The sequence below is a fragment of the Paenibacillus sp. WLX2291 genome, assembly GCF_046603665.1.
Classification (GTDB): Bacteria; Bacillota; Bacilli; order Paenibacillales; family Paenibacillaceae; genus Saccharibacillus.
The window spans coordinates 3532387-3556292 of record NZ_CP176755.1 but is presented as its reverse complement, the minus strand read 5'-3'; the positions used below and the strand labels follow the sequence as shown (position 1 = coordinate 3556292).

Sequence of the window (23906 nt, the reverse complement as noted above, 5' to 3'; positions counted from 1 at the left end):
TGAAGTGTAGCCTTTTGTTTGAGTAAACTTCAAAAGAAAGTAAGAATACTATCTTTGAAGTCGTGGATTTCACTTATTGATCAAGCAAAAAGGCTACCTTGTTACGAGGTAGCCTTTTTGCTGATTCTGTGTGTACCATGTGCTGCGATATATCCAATCGGGAAAATATCAGTTTTTAAAACTATGAATCGGCGCTGGAATGCGTCCGCCGCGGTTGATAAAGCTCTCGCAGCTGAAGCCGTTGACTGGCATCACCGGAGCGTACCCCAGCAGCCCGCCGAATTCAGCAATTTCGCCGACTTGCTTGCCGATCACGGGAATGATGCGGACAGCGGTCGTTTTATTGTTCACCATACCAATTGCCGCTTCGTCAGCGATAATACCAGAAATGGTGGAGTCCTTTGTATCGCCCGGAATTGCAACCATATCCAGACCGACCGAGCAGACACACGTCATCGCTTCCAGTTTTTCCAGTGTGAGTGCGCCACGCTGAACCGCTTCGATCATACCGTGGTCTTCGCTAACAGGGATAAATGCACCGCTCAAACCACCGACATAGGAGGATGCCATTACGCCGCCTTTTTTGACGTTATCGTTCAGAATCGCAAGTGCCGCTGTTGTGCCGGGCGCACCTGCTTCTTCCAGACCCATCACTTGGAAAATCTCAGCGATGGAATCGCCAATTTCCGGTGTTGGCGCGAGAGACAGATCGACGATGCCAAAAGGAACACCGAGACGTTTGGAGGTTTCTTGTGCGACCAATTGACCGACACGGGTGACTTTGAAGGCTGTACGTTTAATCGTCTCGCATAGCGTTTCAAAATCGCTGTCTTTTGCATCTTCCAGCGCACGCTTCACCACACCAGGACCGCTGACACCGACATTGATCACACATTCGGCTTCACCGACACCATGGAACGCACCTGCCATAAATGGATTATCTTCGACCGAATTACAGAAGATGACCAGCTTGGAGCAGCCAGCAGAATCGCGGTCGGCGGTTAATTGTGCCGTTTGTTTTACGATACTGCCCATCCATTTGACGGCATCCATATTGATGCCGCTGCGGGAGGAGCCGATATTGACGGACGAGCAGACACGTTCGGTCGTCGCTAGCGCTTCTGGAATGCTAGTAATCAGCTTGCGGTCGCTGGTCGTGAAGCCTTTGTGTACGAGAGCAGAGAAGCCGCCGATAAAGTTCACACCGACCTCGCGTGCCGCCCGGTCCAGCGTTTCGGCAATTGGCACGTACGATTCAGCATTGACGCCGCCCGCAGCGATGGCAATCGGGGTGACGGAGATACGTTTATTGATAATAGGAATACCAAATTGACGTTCCAGATCTTCGCCAGTTTTGACCAGTTTCTCAGCGAGTTTGGTAATTTTATCGTAAATATTGCGGTTGAATACATCCAGCTCGCTATGACCACAGTCGAGCAGGCTAATGCCCATCGTGATCGTTCGCACATCCAGATTCATTTCGCGGATCATTTTATTCGTTTCCTGTACTTCAACGATTGAAATCATAGTATTCCTCCTGTATAAAAACGCCGCACAGACTAGCAGCGTAGTAGTCTCTTAACGCATAATGTTGCGTTCGTTGCTCCTATAGTCATCCATCTATTCATTTCACCGAGTACCCATAGTCATTCTAAAAAAGGATGCGAATGATACGGTTACTGAATAGATGTGAGTACAATCAAATACGATGCATCGTACTGAAAATATCCTCATGTTGCAGCTTGATCTCAACACCGATCTCGACGCCAAGCTGCTGCAAATCCTCAACCAATTCTTCAAATGCTTTGCTTGCACCCGATGCGTCGACGATCATCATCATATTGAAGTAATCCTGAACAATCGTTTGCGAAATATCGAGAATATTCACGTTCTGTCCAGCCAGGTATGTACATACGCCAGCGATGATGCCAACCTTATCTTTTCCGAGTACAGTAATGATTCCTTTCATAACCAACAACCTCTCCTCATAACATAATAGGCGGCACAAACGGGGGATATCGGCATCTCTATTTTCTGTTACCCGACACCGCGTTACTGTATCCGTTCGGCGAGCTATCGTTATTATGTCAGACGTTTGCAGATCGTTCAACCTGATTTGACGGACATGAGAGATTGTTTTAGTATATGTTCCTAAGATTGACATAAAGTACAGAGTCCGTCTGTTGCTAACAGCATTTGCAGTGGAACGATGATGGAATGACTAGGTTGAGACAGACAAGATCGGAGGCAGAACGAAATATGGCGATTGAAAGTGTAAAAGAGCATTTCCGGCAATTTGGACGCGAGCAGGATATCCAGGAGTTTGAAGCGTCCAGCGCGACGGTACAGGAAGCTGCGGATACAATTGGTGTTATCCCGGCACGTATTGCCAAAACGATCTCGTTTCGTGGTGAAGGGGAGCTGGCGGTACTGATCGTTGCAGCAGGCGATGCCAAGATCGACAACAAAAAGTTCCGCGCGGCATTTCATTTCAAACCGCGTATGCTGACTGCGGAGGAAGTGTTGGAGCAAACGGGGCATGCAGTAGGCGGAGTGTGCCCTTTTGGACTGGCTCATCCATTGGACGTATATATGGATGAATCGCTGAAAAGGTTTGATACTGTCTTTCCTGCATGTGGTAGCAGCAATTCAGCGATTGAATTAACATTGCCAGAGTTGGAACGTTTTGCTGGTTCCAAAGGATGGCTGGATGTGTGTAAGGGCTGGCAAGAAGAGGAACAAGACAATGTTGAAGGGAGTGCCTAAGCGTTCTCGCTCTACATATGGACGTAGACAGGATCATAAACCTCAGAAGCAGCAAAACCACCGACATTCGCTTCGGTGGTTTATTTGCAATGATTTCTCATAATGTTTGGTATATGTAATGGTGGTTTGGTGTATGTAGTGGTGGATACAACAAACAGAAAACAGACTCTATCCATGATCAGATAGAGTCTGTTTGTGAAGAAGCGGTATTTGATGGATACGATTAGGATTCACCATACGTGGAATCTTCCACGCTGGTTGGTGCTGCTGGGACATCGACTGGATTGGATTCTGCTTCCGGTGGTTGCTCCGATTCGGTTGGTGGGATGACCGGTTCCGCAGGTGCTGGACTCGTAAAGCGAATTTCGCCAGATTTGCTGTCCACTTCCAGTGCTGCGCCAGTTGCCTGACTGATCAGACGTGCTGGTACGTAAATGACGTTATCCGTCATAATCGGCGCTCCGCCCATCGTAACCACTTTGCCGTTCACGCGTGCATATTTACTACCCATCGTGAAGCTGATTGTACCGGATGCGCTGGATGTTGCAGTGACCGTCTTGGTCGTTTGATCCCAGAACGCATTGAAGCCGTATTGTTTCAGCAGCGGTTTGTATGCAACATAGTTGATACCGTTACGCAGGAATGCTTGCGTTTCACTTGCCGGTGCCTGACCGTCGATCAGTACTTTCAGCGGAATAACCGGATTGGGATTTTTCTTCGCCCACAGGGCATATCCTTCTTGAGCGATCCAAAGACCAATTTTCTTGTTACGACGCCATTCTTCAGGGAAGACAGATACGGACAGGTTAGTCTCGCCATTCTTGATCCCGATCTCCGGTGTGAAGGCAGGACGCTTAAAGGTCGTAATAAACCAGTCTGTATAGCCACCACCAGAGGAATCGCTACGCTGCGGCATCAGCTGATAGCCGGTAAACTGGCGGAAGATATTCGCCAATCGTTTATCACGCGGCAGATTCGCCGCCAGCGTATGGAAGCTCCAATAGAGAATACGTCCGGCAGAATGATAGGAAACGGCGATTTCCGGATCGATCTCATATGTAAAGTTCACAATCGCCTTATTTTCTAGCGTCTGCACTGGAGCGGTGCCCTTGTGGTTGCGCCAGAACGGATACGCTACATTCGCTTCCAGTGTCGCCCAGTAAGAATCATACTGACGGTTCGGATCAATGCCTTGCAGATTGGCTTTCCAACGTTTGAAATTGGTGCTGCCGCCATTCATACGAATAAGTGCCTGATGAATGGAAGCGGGAAACTGGCTCAAGCCAAGCTGTTGCAGTGTTACGCCATCTGGGTTGACCATCGGCACAAACCAGATTTTCGTTTTGTCCAGAATACCGCGTACATTGTAACCTTCAAAGGTACGATTGGTGGTATAGGCAGCGGCGTATTGCTCGATCATCGTCATATTGAGCGTAGTGGTCAGCCATTCACGCGCATGATGCGAGCCGTTAATAAATACGGTCGCCTGTCCATGTCCCAGACCGACTGCCCAAATATCACGTCCGTATTTTGTTTTGCCGATGGATTTGTATTCAATCACATCCGGGTACGTTTTGGCGAGTGTCTGGATGTCCCGAGTCATTCGCGCATATGTATAGGTGGCGGTAGAGTCCACAATGGAGCTGCTCGCGGCTTGAGCGGCAGGCATCGGGATAGAGGTCAGCAATACGAGCAGACCTAATAAAGCAAACACAATCTTTTTCAAAAGAATCCCCCTGTCGGTATATAGTTGTAAACGCCACCAAGCTCAATGCTTTGTCTCAGTATACCAAGTCTGATTGCATTGAGATATGAGAATTTGTCGTCTGTATGTATTTAGCCACTTATCAAGCAAATGATTCAGGGAAAGTATGAATTTTGCATGAGGGATTTGACATATCGAACTTATTCGATATACACTGTGTCTCATGACGGAAATCGATATGTTTAAAGCGCTGTCCAATCGGACGCGTCTACAGATTTTGCAATGGTTGAAAGAACCTGAGCAGCATTTTCCCAAACAGCAAGCGCATCTGCCGAAGGAGGTTAGCATCAAGGGCGGTGTGTGTGTCGGCGATATTCAGGACAAGGTGAATCTGTCTCAGTCAACCGTGTCGCATTATCTGTCCATGATGCAGAAGGCGGGACTGCTGGAAGCGGTTCGTTACGGGCAATGGACGTATTATCGGCGCAATGAGGATAACATTAAGCAATTGGCCCGGTTTCTCGATCAGGAAATCTGACCGGGTCAGGTTCTTTTTCGTGTTCTTATATCGAATATTCTCGATATATAAATATAAAGGAGTGGACATCATGACCAAACTGTTGATCTATGCCGCAGCTGTCATTGCAGGTATGTCGCTGAGTATTGAAGCCGCCATCGGCGGTGCGCTCGGTGAACATATCGGCGAGCTGGAGAGCACGTATTACATTTTTATTATCGGGGCAATGGCTACCTTTCTGGTAACGCTCTTCTTTGGTAAAGGGAATTTGAAGCAGATTTTTACTGTACCACGCTGGAATCTGACGGGCGGGCTGCTGGGCGTCGTGTATCTGGGACTGCTCGTAATTAGCGTTACGCTGATCGGTGTAGGCGTATCGGTTACAGCGGTTATCGTCGGACAGATTGTGATGAGTATTATTATTGAGCATTTTGGACTGCTAGGTGCAGAGAGAATTCCATTGAACAAAAATCGATTAGCGGCAGTTGTGCTGCTGGCGGTATCATTCATATTGATTTTATAGGAGGTTGAAGCATGAGTTTAGTATTGATGATATTACCTTTGTTAGCGGGAATTGGACTGAGTATTCAGTCTGCGGTTAACGGTACACTTGGTCGGCAGATTGGCACGATTGAGAGTGCCTTTTTCACCTTTTTCACCGGAGCGATTGTATTGACGATTGTGGTTAACTTTTTTGGTCAGGGCAATATGCTGAATCTGCATGAAGTGCCGCGCTGGCAATTGCTATGTGCAATCTTCGGCGTCATTTATTTGTCGCTGATGGTATTGGCGGTTCCGAAGATTGGTGTGACAGCTGCGGTTATTTCCGTTATTGTCGGACAACTGGTAGCAAGCATGGCGATTGATCAATTTGGCTGGTTTGAAAGTGCCGTTGTACCGTTTGGCTGGAAACGATTGATCGGTGTTGTGCTGATGCTGATTGCGCTGTACTTCGTATTCCGCGAGAAAAAGGCTGATTCAACAACGACTGCTTGAACATGCTGTAACGTGAATTGCTTATGCGATTAGGATGGGACGCTGGAAAATGCTACAATATACAGAAGCTTATACGCTGCCAAACATGCAATGCGATAACGTTTGCAGCGATTATTGTATTCATAAAATGTAGCAACATCAACGACTGGAGGGAATCTGATGCTTCAACCTGCACTGGTGGAAAACATACTGCAAGTTGCGCTGGAAACGGGCGGCGATTTTGCAGAAGTATTTGTTGAGGACCGAATTGACCGCGATCTGGGAATGATCGGCGGCGTCGTGGAACGTGCGCTGTCCGGGCGGGACTATGGCATCGGAATCCGAATTTTACAGGGCGTATTTTCCGTTTATGCCTATACAAGCGATCTGAGCGAGCACAATTTGATCCAGACCGCGCGCAAGGCGGCTGGCGCATTGAAAGGTGCCAAAGGCGATATTGTACTGAATTTTGACCGTTTGCAAGTAGAAAATCGCCATCCGATCCTGCAACCGCCATCGGCTGCGCAAAATGCACGTAAGGTGGATATTTTGCGGCGTGCACATGAAGCGCTCAAAGCTGCTGATCCGTTGATTGAACAAACGTCGGTCGGTATTCTAAATTGGCAACAGCAGGTGTTGATCGCCAACTCGGAAGGGCTATGGGCAGAAGATACCCGCACGTACTCGCGACTGCGTCTGAGCGCGGTTGCTGTAGATGGCAATCAGCGTCAGACTGGATTCCGCGGACCTGGTGCACATGCCGGACTGGAATATATCGAAGGGCTGGATATTGAAGCGGAGGCGCGTGAAGCGAGCCGTATCGCTGCCACTATGGTCAAAGCCGATTATGCCCCAAGCGGCAAAGTGCCGGTTGTGATCGAAAATGGCTTTGGTGGTGTGCTGTTCCATGAAGCGTGTGGGCATGGACTGGAATCGACGGCAGTAGGCGTGAACGCGTCCGTGTTTGCAGGGAAGCTTGGTCAGCAGATCGCTTCCCCACTCGTGACTGCTATTGACGATGGTACGATTCCGAACGCATGGGGATCTCTTAATATTGATGACGAAGGCATGAAGACGCAGCGCAACGTGCTGATCGAGAACGGTATTCTCAAAGGCTATCTGATCGACCGTGTCGGTTCGCGCCGTATGAATATGGCACCGACTGGCTCCGGTAGACGGCAATCGTACCGTTTTGCACCAACATCGCGGATGAACAATACATTTATTGCGGAAGGGAATTCGAGCCGCGAAGACATGATAGCCAATACCGAATATGGCATTTACGCCCGTTCGCTTGGCGGGGGTTCGGTCAATACGGCAACAAGTGATTTTAACTTTGCGATCAACGAAGCTTATATGATCCGTAACGGCAAGATCGCTGAACCAGTCAAAGGCGCAACCTTGATCGGTAAAGGCATGGACATCCTGCAAAAAATCGATATGGTTGGTGGCAATCTGGATCACGGTCCAGGCATGTGTGGTTCTGTCAGCGGAAGTCTGCCAGTCAATTGCGGACAGCCGACACTACGTGTATCCGAGATGACCATCGGCGGCAGAAAGGGGGAGTAAGGGATGAATATTACAGAGTTCCAGCAGCATTTGTTTGATCAGGGCAAGGTGTACGGTTATACCGAAATGGAAGTGTATTACTCGGCAAGTCGCTCCACCGCAGCCGTTGTACGCAGTGGCGAGGTGGACAGCTATCGTGTCGCTGAGACGCAAGGGCTGTCGTTTCGTGGATTGATTAACGGTCAGATGGGCTACGCCTCCACCGAAAAGATCGCTGCCGACAGCATTCCTTTTCTACTGGACGAAGCCGCTGGCAATGCCGGTATATTGGAGATTGCCGATGATAGCGATCTGTTCGGCGGTTCCGTCTCCTATCCGCAGCTGAACACGTACTCGGAGCAGATCATTCAGACATCTCCCGAAACGCTAATCGCTGCCGCTACTCGTCTGGAACAACTTGTACTAGACAGCGACGAGCGCATTACGATGGTGCGTCAAAGCTCTGCCAGCGTGCGCGAGCATGAGTTGCTGATTGCCAATAGCAAAGGACTGCATTGCCATCAGCGTGACAGCATTGGTAGTGTAAGTGTATATGTACTCGCCGGAGCTGACAGCGAAACGGTCAGCGGTGGCTGGTTCGACTATGATCTGCGCGACTTTGACGATATCTCCATCGAAGACGTTGCCGCCAAAGCAGTACACGAAGTCGTATCCAAACTCGGTGCCGCACCTGTACCATCGGATAACTATCCAGTTATTCTGCGCGAGGACGCTGCTTCATCGCTGTTGTCTGCACATACGAGCGTATTCTCCGCCGAACAGGTCGAAAAAGGCTTTTCCAGTCTGGTTGGCAAATTAGAGCAATCGATCGCCGGCAGCAATATTACCCTGATTGACGATCCGCTGATGGAGTATGTGCCGGGGACGACGATGTTTGACGCCGAAGGCGTAGCTGCCAGCCCGCATACATTGATCCAAAATGGCGTGCTCAAAACATTCCTGCATAACCGCAAAACCGCCGCCAAAGCCGGGTTATCCACGACAGCCAACGCTTCCAAAGGCGGATACAAAGGTAAACTGGGCATCTCGTACCATAATCTGTATCTCCAGCCCGGCACTCGCAATCTGGACGAGCTGATCAGATCCATTGAAAAAGGTGTGCTGATTACCGAGCTGCAAGGCATGCACGCCGGCACCGACCCAACCAGTGGCAACTTCTCACTCGCGTGCCTTGGCTATTGGATCGAAAATGGCGTAATCGACCGCCCCGTCAATCAGATCACCGTCTCTGGCAACTTTTATGAGTTGTTAAACAATGTAGAAGAACTAGGCAGCGATCTGCGCTTTACCGGAAGCTGCACCTCACCATCACTGAAAATCGGCTCCCTGTCGATCTCAGGAAGTTAATAATAAAATCAGGAAACTGACGATACAACACAGTACGCTGATTACAAGGTAATATCACATCATACAACAGCCGATGTACACTACCCCAAAATGAGTAAAGATCAACCGCTCATGGCGAACCAAGTGTACATCGGTAAACCCTTCGTTCCCCCAATCAACCTCTACAATATCCCCCTAACATTCTTCTTAATCCATTGCTCTGCAACAATTCCTTCCCTGAATTTCAAATTCTTCTCTCCATATCAAACATAGTATAGCCTTAGAATTTAACAGGATTTAAAAATGATAATAGATGCACATAGCGGAGGGAATTTAGACAAAGGACGACTTTGGAGGGGCGGGAATCTACATGTACTCCTAATCCAGTAGATTCCCGCGGCTCCACCTGAGTCCGTGTCTAAATCCCTTCCCGTAGCGTTTGATGCAATCACCACCCATTTCACTCCAAAAGCATAAAAATACAACCACCAGCATATTTAACCACCCAAACCCATTCCATGGTACAATAACACCAGCTAACACCACAGCAACATATACGATCAAACCAAGGCAACTCACAAAATACAAATGTTCAGCACATTAATCCATTCTGAACACCGCATAACAAATCTATACTGACCTTACATTGTGATACAGCACCACGCGCCACATTGCGCCAGCCATCACATCAGTCGACAGGAAATGAACGGAGGACAACGATGTATTTACACGGAAGCAGTACCATCAACGAACAAGGACATCTGCAAATTGGCGGCTGTGATACGCTCGAACTGAAAGAGCAGTATGGCACGCCTTTATATATTATGGACGAGCAGCTGATTCGTCAGCGCTGTCGCGAATACATGGATGCGTTTCGCGCAACTGGCATGCAGTTTCAGGTTGCGTATGCTAGCAAAGCATTTTGCACAATGGCAATCTGTCGCATTGTCGAAGAGGAAGGGTTATCGCTGGATGTCGTATCCGAAGGCGAATTGTATACAGCGCTGGAAGCAGGCTTCCCAGCAGCACGCATCCATTTTCACGGCAATAACAAAACACCGGATGAGCTGGAAATGGCACTGGATGCGCAAATTGGTTGCTTTGTCGTCGATAATTTTATTGAGCTGCAAATGCTGAATGCCATCGCTGCTGAAAAAGGGCTGAAACCTGCTATTTTACTGCGCGTGACGCCGGGCGTGGAAGCTCATACGCATGAGTTTATTTCTACTGGACAGGAAGATTCCAAATTCGGCTTTGATATCGGTAACGGATCAGCGGAGGAAGCAGTGAAGCAGGCGCATCAATTGCCGCACGTCGAGCTGCTGGGACTGCATTCGCATATCGGATCGCAGATTTTTGAAGTGGACGGTTTTGAAGTGGCGGCACAGCGGGTAGCGGATTTTGCCCGTCAATTGCAGCAGGAAGCAGGCGTAAGCTTTAAAGTGATTAACTTGGGTGGCGGATTCGGTATTCGTTATATCGAAGAAGACACTCCACTGGCGGCGCATACGTATGTGGAAGCAATCGCCAATGCAGTCAAGCAGCAGTTTGCTGGGTTGGAAGGCGAATTGCCACAAATCTGGATCGAACCGGGTCGCAGCATTGTCGGTGATGCAGGGACAACGTTGTACACAATCGGTACAAGCAAAGACATTCCGGGTGTGCGCAAGTATGTGTCTGTCGATGGCGGCATGACCGACAATCCACGTCCAGCGCTATATGATGCCAAATACGAAGCATTGCTTGCCAATCGGGTCAACGATGAGCCATCCGAACTTGTATCCATCGCTGGTAAATGTTGCGAGAGCGGCGATATGCTGATCTGGGATATTGAGCTGGCAGAGCCAGTTGCTGGTGATCTGCTGGCAGTTCCATGTACAGGTGCGTACAACTATTCGATGGCAAGCAATTACAATCGTATCCGTCGTCCGGCAGTGGTGCTGGTTAATGATGGGCAGAGTGATCTGATCGTAGAGCGCGAGAGTTTTGAAGATATTACGCGCAAAGATGTCGTGCCTGCACGTCTGCGTGCATCGGTAACGTCGCGCAGCTAGATGGCAGCATTTGCATATCCTTTGCGTAAAGAGCAATTTCATAGTACACTGATAGGGTGCTGTGCCGAGGACGATGATGTCTGCGGGTACGGCATCCTGTGTTTATCCGTCAACCTGTCGTTGTCATTGCAATGAACAGGCAGTATTCGTCGCATGAATCAATGCTGCGAGTAGGCGAACCAAGGAACGCGGGATATGGGTTTACATGATACGGCATGATCATCATGCTTAATGCTGAGAGGAGATAGATTATTCATGACGAAACAAGCAAAAGTAAAATTGGAAAATGGCGGCGAGGTTGTTATCGATCTGTTTGAACAAGACGCGCCTAACACAGTAGCAAACTTTGAAAAACTGGCAAACGATGGCTTCTACAATGGTCTTGTTTTCCACCGTGTGATCCCAGGCTTCGTAGCACAAGGTGGTTGTCCAACTGGTACAGGCACAGGCGGTCCTGGCTACACAATCAACTGTGAGATCAACCCGAACAAACACGAGCGCGGTACACTGGCTATGGCGCACGCTGGTCGCAACACAGGCGGAAGCCAATTCTACATCTGCTACCAACCACAACCACATCTGGACGGTCAACATACCGTTTTCGGTAAAGTGGTTAAAGGTATGGAATATGTAGACGCATTCCAAGGTCGCGACAAAATGGAATCCGTTGAGATCGTTGAAGCGTAATTCAATATCCATCAGAAGGCTGCACACTTTGTAAAAGAACTGTGCGGTCATGAGGAAATAAAGATGCCGGGCATATATATGTCCGGTATCTTTGTTATGAATCTTTGTTATAGATATTTTTTGAAATTATCATGTTGGTTGTTAGATGTAGCATGATAACCCATACATATTTAAACATCATAACGTTATATTTTAATATGATCTAGAATGTGATATGGTAATACAAAGAAACAAAAGCCTGCGTCATTCACCATAGCGAACAGGAGGTGGACATCTTGCGCAATCATTCCAACAAACAGCAGAAACAAGAACCTCTGCCCTCTGCATCGTCTACATTCATATCAGAGACAGAGACGGCTACAGAAGACAATATCCAAGCCACCGTAGATGCTAGCAAACAAACTACTATGCCATCTATATCCTCACTTTCTTCTACCGAATCACTGTTGTTGCAGCATGTGCGATTGCTGGATCAACGTCTAGTAAATATCCGGTTGGACGATGGAATCGTTACAACGATTACGCCTTACCAGCCATCATCAGAACTACCGTCCCATTCATCTGCTGCATTAGAGCAGCATACAGCAGACGGCAACAACGTACATATTGTGGATTGCCATGGCTGGTACGTATCGACTGGATGGATTGATCTACATGTGCACGCGTATGCTGAATTGTCGCCCTATGGTGACGATATGGATGAGATCGGTATCCAGCATGGGGTAACAACGATTGTAGATGCAGGTAGCTGTGGTGCGGACGAGATTGGGATTTTGCTGGAAAAGGGACAGTCAGCGCAAACGTCATTACTCGCATTTCTGAACATTTCCAAAATCGGACTACGGCGTACAGATGAATTATCGCAACTGGAATGGATTGACGAAGAGCTGGCAGTGCAGGCGGCACAACGATACAGTGAGCAGATTATCGGATTGAAGGCACGAATTAGCTCCAGTGTAGTTAAGGCAAGCGGATTAGAGCCGCTGCGCCGGGCACGTCAACTGTCCGAGCGATTGCAGTTGCCGCTCATGGTACATATTGGCTCTGGTCCGCCGGATATTCGCGATGTGCTGAATCTATTAGCAGATGGCGATGTGATTACGCATTATTTGAACGGTAAGGATAACAATCTGTTTGATAATGCGGGACAGCCTTTACCAGAATTGCTGGCGGCGCTGGCACGCGGCGTGCATCTGGATGTGGGACACGGCTCAGCCAGCTTTTCATTTGAAGTGGCGGAGCAGGCACGTGCTGCGGGCATTGCACTACAAACGATTAGCACTGATATTTATCGCGGCAACCGACTGGACGGTCCGGTGTATAATATGTCCAACGTACTCAGCAAATTTTGGCTGCTAGGTTATGAACTGGAGCAGATCATCGACGCGGTTACGAAGACAGCGGCACAATGGCTGCGCCGACCGGAGCTGGCAGTGCTGGAAGTGGGGCATCCAGCTGATCTGACTCTATTTTCCATTGAGCAAGCGACGACGATCTTAACTGATTCGAATGGACAGCAACGCGAGAGCAATCAATTGATTACAGCCAGAGGAGTGGTAAAAGATGGAACATTCTTTGCATGCTAAATACGGCTTGAAGCGTGTGATCAATGCCAGTGGACGCATGAGTATACTCGGCGTCTCGGCACCGACCGATACGATTATGGAAGCGATGAAGATTGGTGGGCAGAGTTATGTGGAGATTGCCGATCTGGTCAATAAGGCAGGTGATCGTGTTGCCAGTACAATCGGTTCGGAAGCCGCAGTCGTCGTCAATTCGGCATCCAGCGGCATCGCATTGTCGGTAGCAGCAGTCGTGACGCAAGGTGATCATCGGCGCAGTATGAGATTGCATCAGGAGCCGCTACTACGCAATGAGATTTTGCTATTCAAAGGGCATAATGTACAGTATGGCGCACCGATCGAGACGATGGTCTATCTGGGCGGTGGGCGCATCACTGAGGTTGGTTATGCGAACGAAGGCAAGGCGCTGCATCTGGAAGAAGCAATCTCTGAGCAGACAGCAGCCATTCTGTATGTAAAATCGCATCATAGTGTGCAGAAAAATATGATCTCTTACAAGGAAGCATGGGAAGTGGCACAGCGCAATCAGATTCCGCTCATTATCGACGCCGCCGCAGAGGAGGAGTTGCAGGCATTCATTCCATACTCTGACCTTGTCATTTTCAGCGGTTCCAAAGCGATTGAAGGTCCTTCGTCGGGAATTGTAGCAGGTAAGCGTCAATATATCGAATGGTTAAAGGTACAGCTGCATGGCATCGGTCGTAGTATGAAGGTGGGCAAGGAAACAACCTTCGGTCTTCTACAGGCGTTAGACGAATACAGTCACAAGCCGGACAATAGCGAAGTCGAAAAGGAGGCGTTGCAAGACGTACTGGTGCCGTTGTCGGATACGTTGCCGGGGGTAAACGTAGTCATTGTGCAGGATGAAGCGGGACGTGCTATTTTCCGAGGCAGAGTGCATATCGATGAGTCTATCACACGCTACGATGCGAGTCAGGTGAACGATCAACTGCGTGAAGGCGAGATTGCCATTTATACACGGGATTATGGAATACGTCAGGGATTTTTTGATATTGATCCGCGTCCGCTGCTAGGCGACGATCTTCAAGTAATTGCCAGTCGGTTACGCGAAATAATAGGAGGTTAATCCATGAACCAATCCACATCTTCAACAGCATCTGAGCAGAACCAGAACCTATTCCCGGCGATGGCGAAGCGTCTGTATCGCGGATGCGCAGCGCTTAATGTCCTGGCGGGTAGTATGGAGAATGCAAAGGATATCTTTGCAGCCGCCGAAGGGCATGTACTGGTCGGTGTATTATCCAAAAGCTATCCAGATGCAGCGACAGCAATAACAGCGATGCGTGAATACGGGAGTGAGATCGAGGACGCGGTATCCATCGGTCTGGGCGCAGGTGATCATCGGCAGGCAGCGGTCGTAGCCGACATTGCAGCGCAATATGGCGGTACCCATATCAATCAGGTCTTTCCGGCAGTTGGACGAACTCGCGCCCAGCTTGGCAAGCGAGATAGCTGGATTAACAGTCTCGTGTCGCCAAGTGGCAAGCCCGGTTATGTCAACATCTCAACTGGTCCATTCAGCGCTGCAACGCAGCCTGCCATTGTACCGATTGAGGCGGCAATTGCACTCATTCGCGATATGGGCGGCAATGCGATCAAGTATTTTCCAATGAAAGGATTGCAGCTGGAAGATGAATATCGTGCGGTAGTGAAGGCATGTGCGGCGGCAAACTTTGCACTGGAGCCGACTGGTGGCATCGATCTGGATAACTTTGAACCAATAGTACAAATCGCGCTGGAAGCTGGCGTGCCACAGGTGATTCCGCATGTGTACTCATCCATTATCGACAGCGAGGGCAATACCAATGTGCAGGATGTACAGACCCTGCTGAGTAAACTGAAAAAGCTGGTGGATGCGTATGCCTGAACAGCCGAATGACATTTCGGCAACACAGAGTTGTAAGGTCGGAGCGTTTGGCGAAGTGATGATGCGCTTGCAGGTGCCTGGTGTGGAGACACTGGCGCAGGGGAACGAGCTGCGGTATTCCTTTTCCGGTACTGGTGTGAATATTACGTCTGCCTTGACACGATTACGTCATGACGGCTATCTCGTATCAACGCTACCAGCGACGCCACTCGGCGAGGCGGCAATCTCACATCTGCGGCGGCTTGGTATCTCCACTTCGCTGATCCAACGCGATGGTCAGCATCTGGGCATGTACTTTTTGGAAAATGGATTTGGACCGCGTCAGAGCCGAGTAACGTATAATGATCGACTCGGTAGTAGCTTCAACACATCGCCAATCCATATGTACGATGAACAACGGATCGCTGCAACCGTCGAGCTGATGCACTTCTGCGGGATTACACTGGCGATGAACGATACCGTTCGGCAACAGATGCTGCAGCTGGCGCAAGCGATGCAGGCACAAGGGAAACAGGTGGTGTTTGACTGTAACTTCCGTCCGTCTCTATGGGGACCAGACAGTTATGAATTTGCGCGTCCTCATTATCAGAAGATGCTTTATATGGCAGATATTGTTATGATGAATGAACGGGATGCAATGGGCATTCTCGGTATGCCCTGTGAGAGTGAGGAACGGCAGCTGCAATTAAAACAATTGATTCCAGACGTCGCTGCACAGTATGATATTCCTGTAATTGCTGGAACGCATCGTGCGATTCTGAGCAACCATATGCACTCGTTACAGGGCTACATGTATAAGAATGGCTCGTTTACTTTTTCCAAAAGTCTGACATTCCCCGTTCATGACCGGATTGGCGCAGGCGATGCGTACACATCAGGCATTATTCACGGTGAGCTGAGTGACTGGATACCGCAGCAGACGGTGGATTTTGCCGCAGCGGCAGCGATGCTGGCGCATACCATCACTGGCGATACCCCGCTGTCTACCGAAACGGAGATTATGCAGGCGATGGCGGATATGTACAGGGATGTGGACAGGTAACGGGCGGAAAGGCAGGACATCCATGTCCATTACGCGTAAAAAAGGACCTCTTTATTTACAAATCAAAAAAATTATCAAAGACCGCATCATGCACGGCGTGTACCCACTCGGCACGACCATTCCATCGGAGCCGCAGCTAGAAAAAGAATTCAGTGTCAGCAAAATGACCGTCCGCAACGCCGTGCAGGAGCTGGCGCAGGAAGGCTATGTGGAAAAGCGCAGCGGCGTTGGCACTACCGTCATCCGCAATACATCATTATCCAAATTGTCCAAAGGCAAACGGTTTACCGAGCTTCTGGTCGAAAACGGACACCAGATTCGCAAGCAGTTGCTGCACACCTCGTGGATGAACAATGAACCAGATAGCCTGCTATACCAGCACTTTGGTTCACGTTGCCTGAAGGTCGAACGGCTGTACTGGCTGGACGAGCAACCGTATATTCATTACGTGCACTATCTGGCATCGGTATTCCCACAGACGTTATCGCTGGAAGGACTATCGCTGCAATCGCTGTACGATCTGATTGAGGAATACGGCATTGAGCTACACAATTTTCGCGACAGCTTTACCGTATCATCGGCGAATGAGGATACAGCGAAGCTGCTGCAAGTGAAGCCGCAGAGCGTTATTCTGGAACGGCTGCGTTATTCGTACGATATTGATGGCAATCTGGTGGAGTACAGCCAGGGCTTTTACAATACGGGCTTGCAGCATTATCTAGTAAATTACGACGTGTAGCAAGACATGATATCCCAACGATCAGATAACTCTTATCCAATGACTACGACGACTGGACGAACTTTAATTCGGATAGTCGTCTTTGTTATACAGACTTACAGATTCCATGCCTGCCCCAGCAAGTGAATGCCCGTACGAATATCTGCATCCGATAGACCGGCGAAGCGCTTCGCTTGATTCCATTTTCCAGCAGATATGATCCCTATCGGGCAAGTAGGGAGCAGATATGGCATAATGAAATAGATACACAAGGAATGCCTACACATCAGCGGACAGGGGAGAAAGAATATGAGTGGAACCTTATACATACATGGCGTATTTGCCGCGCCCACTGGCATAACAGCAGGTCATAATGCGGTGTATGTCGAGCAGGGCATCATCCGCGCGATTGGCAGCCGCGACGAATTGAAGCTTCAATTATCCGGCTCCGATTACCAGATCGTAGACTGGGATGGGGGTCACGTACTGCCCGGATTGGTCGATTCGCATATGCATCTGTCTATGCACGGCATGAAGCTATCGATGCTGGACTTTTCGAACGTTACGTCCAAAGAGCAGATGGTACATTTAATCCGTGAGCGTGTACAGGTGACACCGGCAGGAGAATGGATTGTTGGTCTGAACTGGAATGAAAATGCCTTTCAACCCGCAGTGCCGCCGCTGCGTGAGGAATTGGATGAGATCACGACTGATCATCCGATCTATCTCACTCGAACATGCTTTCATGCTTTTCTTGCTAACAGCACAGCATTTCAGTTGGCGGGTGTACACAACGATACGCCCAATCCACCATCTGGCTCGTTTGGACGTAATGAACAGGGTGAGCTGAACGGCTGGGTCTATGAAGAAGCAAATCAATATTTTACACGTATCCAGCCAGAGCCAGATTATGAAACGAAAAAGTCAGCCATTCGGCGTGCCTGTGAAGACGGACTGCGACTTGGTCTGACTGGTGCGCATACGGAGGATTTGCGCTTTCTTGGCAGTATCGAGACGATGCTGCGCATTCACCGTGAGCTACGGGAAGAAGGGCTTCGTTTTCGCAGTCATCAGCTGCTCTATTATACGCATCTGGATGAAGCGGAAGCGCGGAATGTACGTGCAGGCGATGGAGATGAATGGCTGCGCATCGGTGCCGCCAAAATATTCTCCGATGGTGCAATTGGCGGACGAACGGCGCTGCTGCAACAGCCGTATAGCGATGATCCATCCACCGCTGGCATGGCGATTCACGATCAGCAGCTGCTGGATGAATTGACCGCCCGCGCTCGCCGTCTTGGCTTCCCGATTGCTGTACATGCGATTGGCGATGGCGCTGCTCATATGACATTGACGGCGATGGAACGGAATCCGCTGCAAGGCATTAGCCATTTGCCAGATCGGTTTATTCATGCGCAGGTGTTGGATGCAGCATTGCTGCAACGAATGACAGCATTGCCGCTAATTGCCGACATTCAGCCACGCTTTGTTGCCAGTGATTTTCCATGGGTATTGGATCGGGTAGGTGCGGAACGAACAGCTTATCTATATGCTTGGAAAAAGCTGCTGCAAGCAGGTATTGTCTGTGCAGGTGGTAGCGATGCTCCTATCGAACCGCTTGATCCGCTGCTGGGCATGCACGCTGCGGTTACTCGTCGTCGTCCGGATCAAAGTGAACCAGCATCTGGTTATTTGCCAGATGAGCGTCTGAGCATCGCCGAAGCAGTAAATTTGTTCACGTCTGGTAGCGCTGCGGCAGTGAGTGAACAACAGACTCGCGGTAGTATCGAAGTAGGCAAAGCCGCCGACTTTACCGTATTGGATCGCGATCTGTATACCGGAGCAGAGCAATTATTGAATGCTCAAGTTCGCATGACGATTGTGAACGGCGAGACTGCGTATACGGGTGCTTGAACATAAAACAAACTATAACCCTGATGACATCAAGCATCAGGGTTATTCGCCGTTGGCGTTGTATGCTGCGCAACTTCATTCAGGAAAGCAGAGAGTGCCGGAGTCGTCAGCGTATCTTTGCGTTTCACAAACAGTGTATCCACAGCGGAATATGGAACAGGTAGAGCGTGGCTGATCACCTTGCCCTGTGCTTCATATGCCGCAACGATCGACAACGGCAATAGGCTGATGCCCATCCCAGCACCTACGCAGGCAATGATCGTTTCTAATGTGCCAAACTCCATCATTTTGACTGGCAATACCCCTTCATCTTGTAACAGCATATGCAGGCGAGCACGGTAGGAACAGCCTTTGCGAAAAACGAGCATGGTGCGGTTATGCAGCTCATGAACTGAAGGCAGAGCAGGCTGATCTGGCGAAGTGATCAGCACAAGTTGTTCGTCCATCACCTTGTGCTGCATCAACTCTGGATGATCCACCGGACCTGCCACAAAGGCGCCGTCCAGCTCGTAATGAAGCACCTTCTGTAACAATTGATCGGTGGCGCCTGTAATGAGCGAGAAGTCGACATGCGGATACTGACGATGATAATGTGCCAGCGCATCCGGTAATCGTACAGCAGCAGTTGTTTCCATCGAGCCAATCGTCAATGGACCGCGAGGAGAAGACGTATCGTTGACTGCTGTTCTGGCTTCGGCAACGGTATGCAGGATCTTTTCGGTATACGATAACAGTACATGCCCAGCAGGTGTTAACGTAATGCCATGTTTATGACGGTAAAATAACGACGTCTGCATATCTGCTTCCAGCTGTTGAATTTTGCTAGTCACATTGGATTGTGCGTAATTTAACGTTTTCGCCGTCTGTGTAATGCTGCCTTCACGCGCTGCCTGTCTGAAAATTTCCAGTAAATGAAGATCCATGATGTCCTCCAGCCGCATCATCCATCTGAAATGGAGATGCCTGTGATCTGATTTTCGGATTATACAGGATCGCTGTGCCCCATGTAAACTGAATCTATTCCTGTTCTTGTTCCTATTTCTGTTCATGTTCATTGAAGCAGTGGATTTGTGTACGTCATACAACTTACTAACAATAATATTTAGGTATTCCCACTAGACCTAGATAGGGAGGCTTCTCATTATGCATACATCCGCAAGTAATTCTCTGTGTCAACGACTTGGTATCCGTTATCCTATCATACTCGCGGGTATGGCGGGCATTCCCAATATGGCTCCACTCGTAGCTGCCGTATCCAATGCAGGTGGATTGGGGACGCTCGGTGCCGCTTATATGGAGCCAGAGCAGCTGCATACTGCGATTCAGGAAATTAGAACATTCACGTCGCTGCCCTTTGCAGTCAATGTGTTTGCCCATATTGGCGAGGACGATTATACCAACTTTGAAACCGTCAACGATCAATTGCAGGCGACGCGGGACGAGCTAGGGATTCCACGTCCGACACAGAAGCAGATTCATAAACGCCAGATTCTGGAAGAACAATTAGACATTCTGATCCAGCAAAAGGTTCCAGTGATCAGCACGACATTCGGCTTATTGTCTGAGTCTCAAATGGAAATAATCCACTCGGCGGGCATTCAGGTGATGGCAACTGCGACTACCGTCAACGAAGCGATTCAAGCGGAGCAGAGCGGGTGTCATTACGTTGTCGCTCAGGGCAGTGAAGCTGGTGGGCACCGTGGAACATTTGACCTATCATCAACAGATCTTGGCGCTAATATCGGCAGTATCGCACTCATTCCGCAAATCGTTGATCATGTGCACATTCCGGTTATTGCTGCTGGTGGCATCATGGACGGCAGAGGGCTGGTTGCGGCGCTGGCGCTTGGTGCACAAGGTGTACAGTTAGGCACGCGCTTTCTAACAGCTAGCGAATCCGGCGCACATCCAGCCTATCAGCAAGCTTTGCTGAACAGTACGGAGGAGAGCACCGAGCTGACGCATTCTTTTTCAGGTCGCCCTGCTAGAGGCGTATCCAATACGTTTATAGAGCAATGGAATGCAGGCGGATTGCCACCTCTATCCTTTCCTACTCAAAATTCACTGACAAGAGATATCCGAAATGCTGCTGCTCAGCAGAATCGCTCTGAGTATATGGCACTCTGGGCAGGTCAGGGGACAAGAATGCTATCGTCCAATCAGTCTGCTTCAGACATCATACAGCAGATCATTCATGAAGCGAATCAGGTCAAAGAACGACTGTAACGTATTCCACGACTGAACGCCACCACTTTACTTATCCATACTAGGAAAACAAAGGAGAGCATACATGATCACGTATCATCATATCGACATTGAAGGCGTTACCATTTTTTATCGTCAGGCAGGATTGCTGGATCGACCAGTGTTTCTATTGCTGCATGGCTTTCCGAGCGCAGGGCATATGTTCCGTGATCTGATTCCGGTATTGGAGCATGACTTTTACATCATCGCGCCTGATTACCCGGGCTTTGGCAATTCGGATGCGCCTGACCGAAGTGAGTTTGCCTACACGTTTGATAATTTGACGGTAATAATGGAAAAGCTTCTATCCAAGCTGGAGATTACGAGTTACGCGATGTATGTATTCGACTATGGCGCTCCAATCGGCTTTCGATTGGCAGCACGTCATCCGCAGCAGATCACCGCCATTATTTCACAAAATGGCAATGTGTATCAGGAAGGTCTGGGTGAAAAATGGGCGGCACGGAAGCAATTCTGGCAGCACCCTACCGAGGAGCAGCGCCAGCGTTACCGAAGTACCTTTGATCCTAATATGATCCGGCATCAATATACAGATGGAACACCAGCACATACCGTATCACCAGACGGTTATACGCTGGACAGTCTGTATATGTCGCGACCGGGCAATGATGAGAAGCAGCTGGATTTGATTTATGATTATCGAACCAATGTAGATTTGTATCCGTTATTTCAGCATTATTTGCGTGAGCATCAGCCGCCATTGCTAGCAGTATGGGGGCAAAACGACGCTTCCTTTATTCCGGCAGGTGCACACGCATTTGCTCAAGATGTGCCAAACGCAGAGATTCATTTGCTGGATACCGGGCATTTTGCATTGGAAACTCATGCGAAGACCATTGGCAATCTCATTGTGGATTTCTGGCAACGTCGTTGTCATTCTTCGCATACGTAGATATCATCGCATACAGATTGCGCAGATTTTGTTTACTGAATCATCTGATTGCGATGCAATATATGCCATAACTGCTCTGCAATTTGTTCTGGCGGTTGTGGCATATCGTTTATAATCCACCATAATTGTGTTCAGCCTTCAATATATGTGATGTATAGTAAGTAGCTGGACACTTCTAGGGCTAAAGTGGACAGAAATAGGGTGGAGATTTGATCATTTCAACGATTTGCGCCCTATTTTTGTCATAGTTCCATATCGATCTGCTCCAAGATCATCATATTGCACCTTACTTCCACACATAAAATAACAAAATAACATGGACAGTTCCCCACCAATTATAGCTCTCACATAGCACACCCTATTTTTGTCCATCTTTATAATACTGATTGTAAAACGATCCTGATTCCCAAATGTTCATCCCAATTGGCATAGTCCATTTCTGCAAAATTGGCACTTAAAACACTTCTCTATTCCCCCTATAATAACCCTCAGCTTCAAGTTCATCGAAGAGAGGGCGTATACTATATGTTCAAAGGCTTATGTGCATTTCCATTAACACCAATGAACGAATCAACGATTCATGATCAATCATTTGTTCCATTCATTCATCGTCTTGTTCAGGCGGGCGTGGAGCAGATCGGTGTGCTCGGTTCGACTGGCAACTATGCGTATCTGGATCGTCAGCAGCGGCGGCATATTTTACAGCTAGCAGTGCAGGAAGCCAATCATGTTCCGATTATGACCAGTATTAGTGCCTTGCGCACCGCAGAAGTGTTGCGTCTGGCAGAGGATGCGCAGCAATCTGGAGCAAGTGCCGTGTTATTGGCGCCGATCTCATATCAGCCGCTGACAGAGGATGAAGTATTCGGACTATATGAACAGGTATCTCATTCGCTATCTGTACCACTCTGCGTATACGACAATCCGCGTACATCGCATTTTACATTTAACGACGACTTATATGCCCGCATTGCGGAACTGCCGCATGTCGGTTCTATCAAAATCCCGGCTGTTTCAGAAGAACAGCAAGCCGCGCGCGAACGTGTACAACAGCTTCAAAGTTCTCTTCATCCGAAGATCGCTCTGGGCATTAGCGGTGATCCTGCCGCTGTGACAGGTCTAGTTGCTGGCTGTGACGTCTGGTATTCGGTATTAGGTGGATTGTTCCCGGAGATTAGTTTGGAAATCACCTCTTTGGCGCAGCAGGGCAATGTGGCTGCGGCTCACGAGCTGTCGAATACACTGCAACCACTCTGGACATTGTTCCAGCAATTCGGCAGTTTGCGTATCGTTACCGCGCTCGCGGTCATACAGGGATGGATCTCAGAGCCGGGACTTCCATTGCCGCTATTACCTGTTAGCCGAGAAGTGCAGACACAGTTACGGCAGATTTTGCAAGATTTGCATACGAACGAGCTAACGCAATCTTTCTTTTCAACAAATAACAACCGGAGGATGGATAGTAATAGAACAACAGATTATATCTGAAACATAGCAAGCATAGATACGCGAATAAAATATTAGGCTTCCGTAAGAAAATATCTCTTGTAAGACGAATATAGGGTTAGTATGGACAAAAATAGGGTAATGATTGAGTTCCCTTTATGCTGTACGCCCTATTTTTGTCATAGTTGAGCAAATTTCGATCAGAAATAGCTTTCTTTACACTCCGTTTTGCTATCAATAAGGAGAAATGAGGTGTATATCATCGTAAAGATCAGCTTACATAATGATCAAATCACCCTGTACAACAAAGCGCCCTATTTTTGTCCATCTTTAAAAAAGAACAGCTTCCATACCACAGCATCCCATTCATAGCCAACACAGTGACCAATATAAACAAAAGCAACAATCGCAGATGAAAATAAAACTGATCATCAAACACACCAAAATAACACGAAAACAAAGTAAAACGACAAAGTGAAAAATTAAAACGAAAACAAAGTGAAATATATAAAAAAAGCCAGCACCTGTAACGGTTGCTGGCTCTTGATCATCTATTCAT

Annotated in this window: 21 protein-coding genes; 17 read left to right on the top strand and 4 right to left on the bottom strand. The window is 48.6% G+C overall.

Annotation, left to right across the window (positions count from 1 at the left end):
* Nucleotides 1–168: 168 nt before the first annotated feature.
* The gene (locus tag ACDE64_RS15185) at nucleotides 169–1527 is read right to left on the bottom strand and encodes a PFL family protein (RefSeq protein WP_411347380.1); all 1359 of its coding nucleotides are present in this window, start codon (nucleotides 1525–1527) and stop codon (nucleotides 169–171) included.
* Between the two features lie 172 nt (nucleotides 1528–1699).
* Nucleotides 1700–1969 carry an ACT domain-containing protein gene (locus ACDE64_RS15180; protein WP_411347379.1) on the bottom strand — a complete coding sequence of 90 codons (270 nt, stop codon included), beginning with the start codon at nucleotides 1967–1969 and terminating at the stop codon, nucleotides 1700–1702.
* Nucleotides 1970–2259: 290 nt separating this feature from the next.
* On the opposite strand from ACDE64_RS15180, the gene ACDE64_RS15175 reads away from it, so the two are divergent.
* On the top strand, nucleotides 2260–2766 hold the full coding sequence (locus ACDE64_RS15175; protein ID WP_411347378.1) for a YbaK/EbsC family protein: 507 nt from the start codon (nucleotides 2260–2262) through the stop codon (nucleotides 2764–2766).
* Nucleotides 2767–2989: 223 nt separating this feature from the next.
* On the opposite strand, the gene ACDE64_RS15170 is transcribed toward ACDE64_RS15175, so the two are convergent.
* Nucleotides 2990–4492 carry a M14 family zinc carboxypeptidase gene (locus ACDE64_RS15170; protein ID WP_411347377.1) on the bottom strand — a complete coding sequence of 501 codons (1503 nt, stop codon included), beginning with the start codon at nucleotides 4490–4492 and terminating at the stop codon, nucleotides 2990–2992.
* Between the two features lie 202 nt (nucleotides 4493–4694).
* Between ACDE64_RS15170 and ACDE64_RS15165 the strand changes: the two genes are divergently transcribed.
* The 13 genes from ACDE64_RS15165 to ACDE64_RS15105 all read left to right on the top strand — a co-directional run bounded on the left by ACDE64_RS15165 (nucleotide 4695) and on the right by ACDE64_RS15105 (nucleotide 18744).
* Complete coding sequence (locus tag ACDE64_RS15165; protein WP_411347376.1) at nucleotides 4695–5009, top strand: ArsR/SmtB family transcription factor; 315 nt, start codon at nucleotides 4695–4697, stop codon at nucleotides 5007–5009.
* Nucleotides 5010–5079: 70 nt separating this feature from the next.
* Nucleotides 5080–5511 carry a DMT family transporter gene (locus tag ACDE64_RS15160; RefSeq protein ID WP_411347375.1) on the top strand — a complete coding sequence of 144 codons (432 nt, stop codon included), beginning with the start codon at nucleotides 5080–5082 and terminating at the stop codon, nucleotides 5509–5511.
* 11 nt (nucleotides 5512–5522) lie between these two features.
* Nucleotides 5523–5984, top strand: coding sequence for a DMT family transporter (locus ACDE64_RS15155; RefSeq protein ID WP_411347374.1), 462 nt, complete (start codon nucleotides 5523–5525; stop codon nucleotides 5982–5984).
* Between the two features lie 159 nt (nucleotides 5985–6143).
* Nucleotides 6144–7532: a TldD/PmbA family protein gene (locus ACDE64_RS15150; RefSeq protein ID WP_411347373.1), complete on the top strand. Its 1389-nt coding sequence runs from the start codon at nucleotides 6144–6146 to the stop codon at nucleotides 7530–7532.
* Between the two features lie 3 nt (nucleotides 7533–7535).
* Nucleotides 7536–8879, top strand: coding sequence for a TldD/PmbA family protein (locus tag ACDE64_RS15145; RefSeq protein ID WP_411347372.1), 1344 nt, complete (start codon nucleotides 7536–7538; stop codon nucleotides 8877–8879).
* A 698-nt stretch (nucleotides 8880–9577) separates the two neighbouring features.
* The gene (lysA, locus tag ACDE64_RS15140) at nucleotides 9578–10912 is read left to right on the top strand and encodes a diaminopimelate decarboxylase (protein WP_411347371.1); all 1335 of its coding nucleotides are present in this window, start codon (nucleotides 9578–9580) and stop codon (nucleotides 10910–10912) included.
* Between the two features lie 255 nt (nucleotides 10913–11167).
* Nucleotides 11168–11599 carry a peptidylprolyl isomerase gene (locus ACDE64_RS15135; RefSeq protein ID WP_411342970.1) on the top strand — a complete coding sequence of 144 codons (432 nt, stop codon included), beginning with the start codon at nucleotides 11168–11170 and terminating at the stop codon, nucleotides 11597–11599.
* Between the two features lie 407 nt (nucleotides 11600–12006).
* Nucleotides 12007–13185 (top strand): amidohydrolase/deacetylase family metallohydrolase, encoded by a 1179-nt coding sequence (locus ACDE64_RS15130; protein ID WP_411350308.1) that lies wholly within the window; start codon nucleotides 12007–12009, stop codon nucleotides 13183–13185.
* Complete coding sequence (locus tag ACDE64_RS15125) at nucleotides 13163–14269, top strand: DgaE family pyridoxal phosphate-dependent ammonia lyase (RefSeq protein WP_411347370.1); 1107 nt, start codon at nucleotides 13163–13165, stop codon at nucleotides 14267–14269. Before ACDE64_RS15130 ends, ACDE64_RS15125 begins: the two co-directional genes overlap by 23 nt.
* Nucleotides 14270–14329: 60 nt before the next feature.
* Entirely contained in the window at nucleotides 14330–15070 is a 741-nt protein-coding gene (gene dagF / locus ACDE64_RS15120; RefSeq protein WP_411350307.1) for a 2-dehydro-3-deoxy-phosphogluconate aldolase, read from the top strand.
* A complete protein-coding gene (locus tag ACDE64_RS15115; RefSeq protein WP_411347369.1) occupies nucleotides 15063–16112 on the top strand; it encodes a sugar kinase in 1050 nt (349 codons plus the stop codon). Before dagF ends, ACDE64_RS15115 begins: the two co-directional genes overlap by 8 nt.
* 22 nt (nucleotides 16113–16134) lie before the next feature.
* Entirely contained in the window at nucleotides 16135–16851 is a 717-nt protein-coding gene (locus ACDE64_RS15110) for a GntR family transcriptional regulator (protein ID WP_411347368.1), read from the top strand.
* 288 nt (nucleotides 16852–17139) lie between these two features.
* The gene (locus ACDE64_RS15105) at nucleotides 17140–18744 is read left to right on the top strand and encodes an amidohydrolase (protein ID WP_411347367.1); all 1605 of its coding nucleotides are present in this window, start codon (nucleotides 17140–17142) and stop codon (nucleotides 18742–18744) included.
* 29 nt (nucleotides 18745–18773) lie between these two features.
* Here ACDE64_RS15105 and ACDE64_RS15100 read toward each other — a convergent pair whose 3' ends face one another.
* Entirely contained in the window at nucleotides 18774–19667 is an 894-nt protein-coding gene (locus ACDE64_RS15100; protein ID WP_411347366.1) for a LysR substrate-binding domain-containing protein, read from the bottom strand.
* Between the two features lie 220 nt (nucleotides 19668–19887).
* On the opposite strand from ACDE64_RS15100, the gene ACDE64_RS15095 reads away from it, so the two are divergent.
* The 3 genes from ACDE64_RS15095 to ACDE64_RS15085 all read left to right on the top strand — a co-directional run bounded on the left by ACDE64_RS15095 (nucleotide 19888) and on the right by ACDE64_RS15085 (nucleotide 23389).
* Complete coding sequence (locus ACDE64_RS15095; RefSeq protein ID WP_411347365.1) at nucleotides 19888–20970, top strand: NAD(P)H-dependent flavin oxidoreductase; 1083 nt, start codon at nucleotides 19888–19890, stop codon at nucleotides 20968–20970.
* A 64-nt stretch (nucleotides 20971–21034) separates the two neighbouring features.
* Nucleotides 21035–21901: an alpha/beta fold hydrolase gene (locus tag ACDE64_RS15090; protein ID WP_411347364.1), complete on the top strand. Its 867-nt coding sequence runs from the start codon at nucleotides 21035–21037 to the stop codon at nucleotides 21899–21901.
* A 525-nt stretch (nucleotides 21902–22426) separates the two neighbouring features.
* Complete coding sequence (locus ACDE64_RS15085) at nucleotides 22427–23389, top strand: dihydrodipicolinate synthase family protein (RefSeq protein ID WP_411347363.1); 963 nt, start codon at nucleotides 22427–22429, stop codon at nucleotides 23387–23389.
* Nucleotides 23390–23906 lie beyond the last annotated feature (517 nt).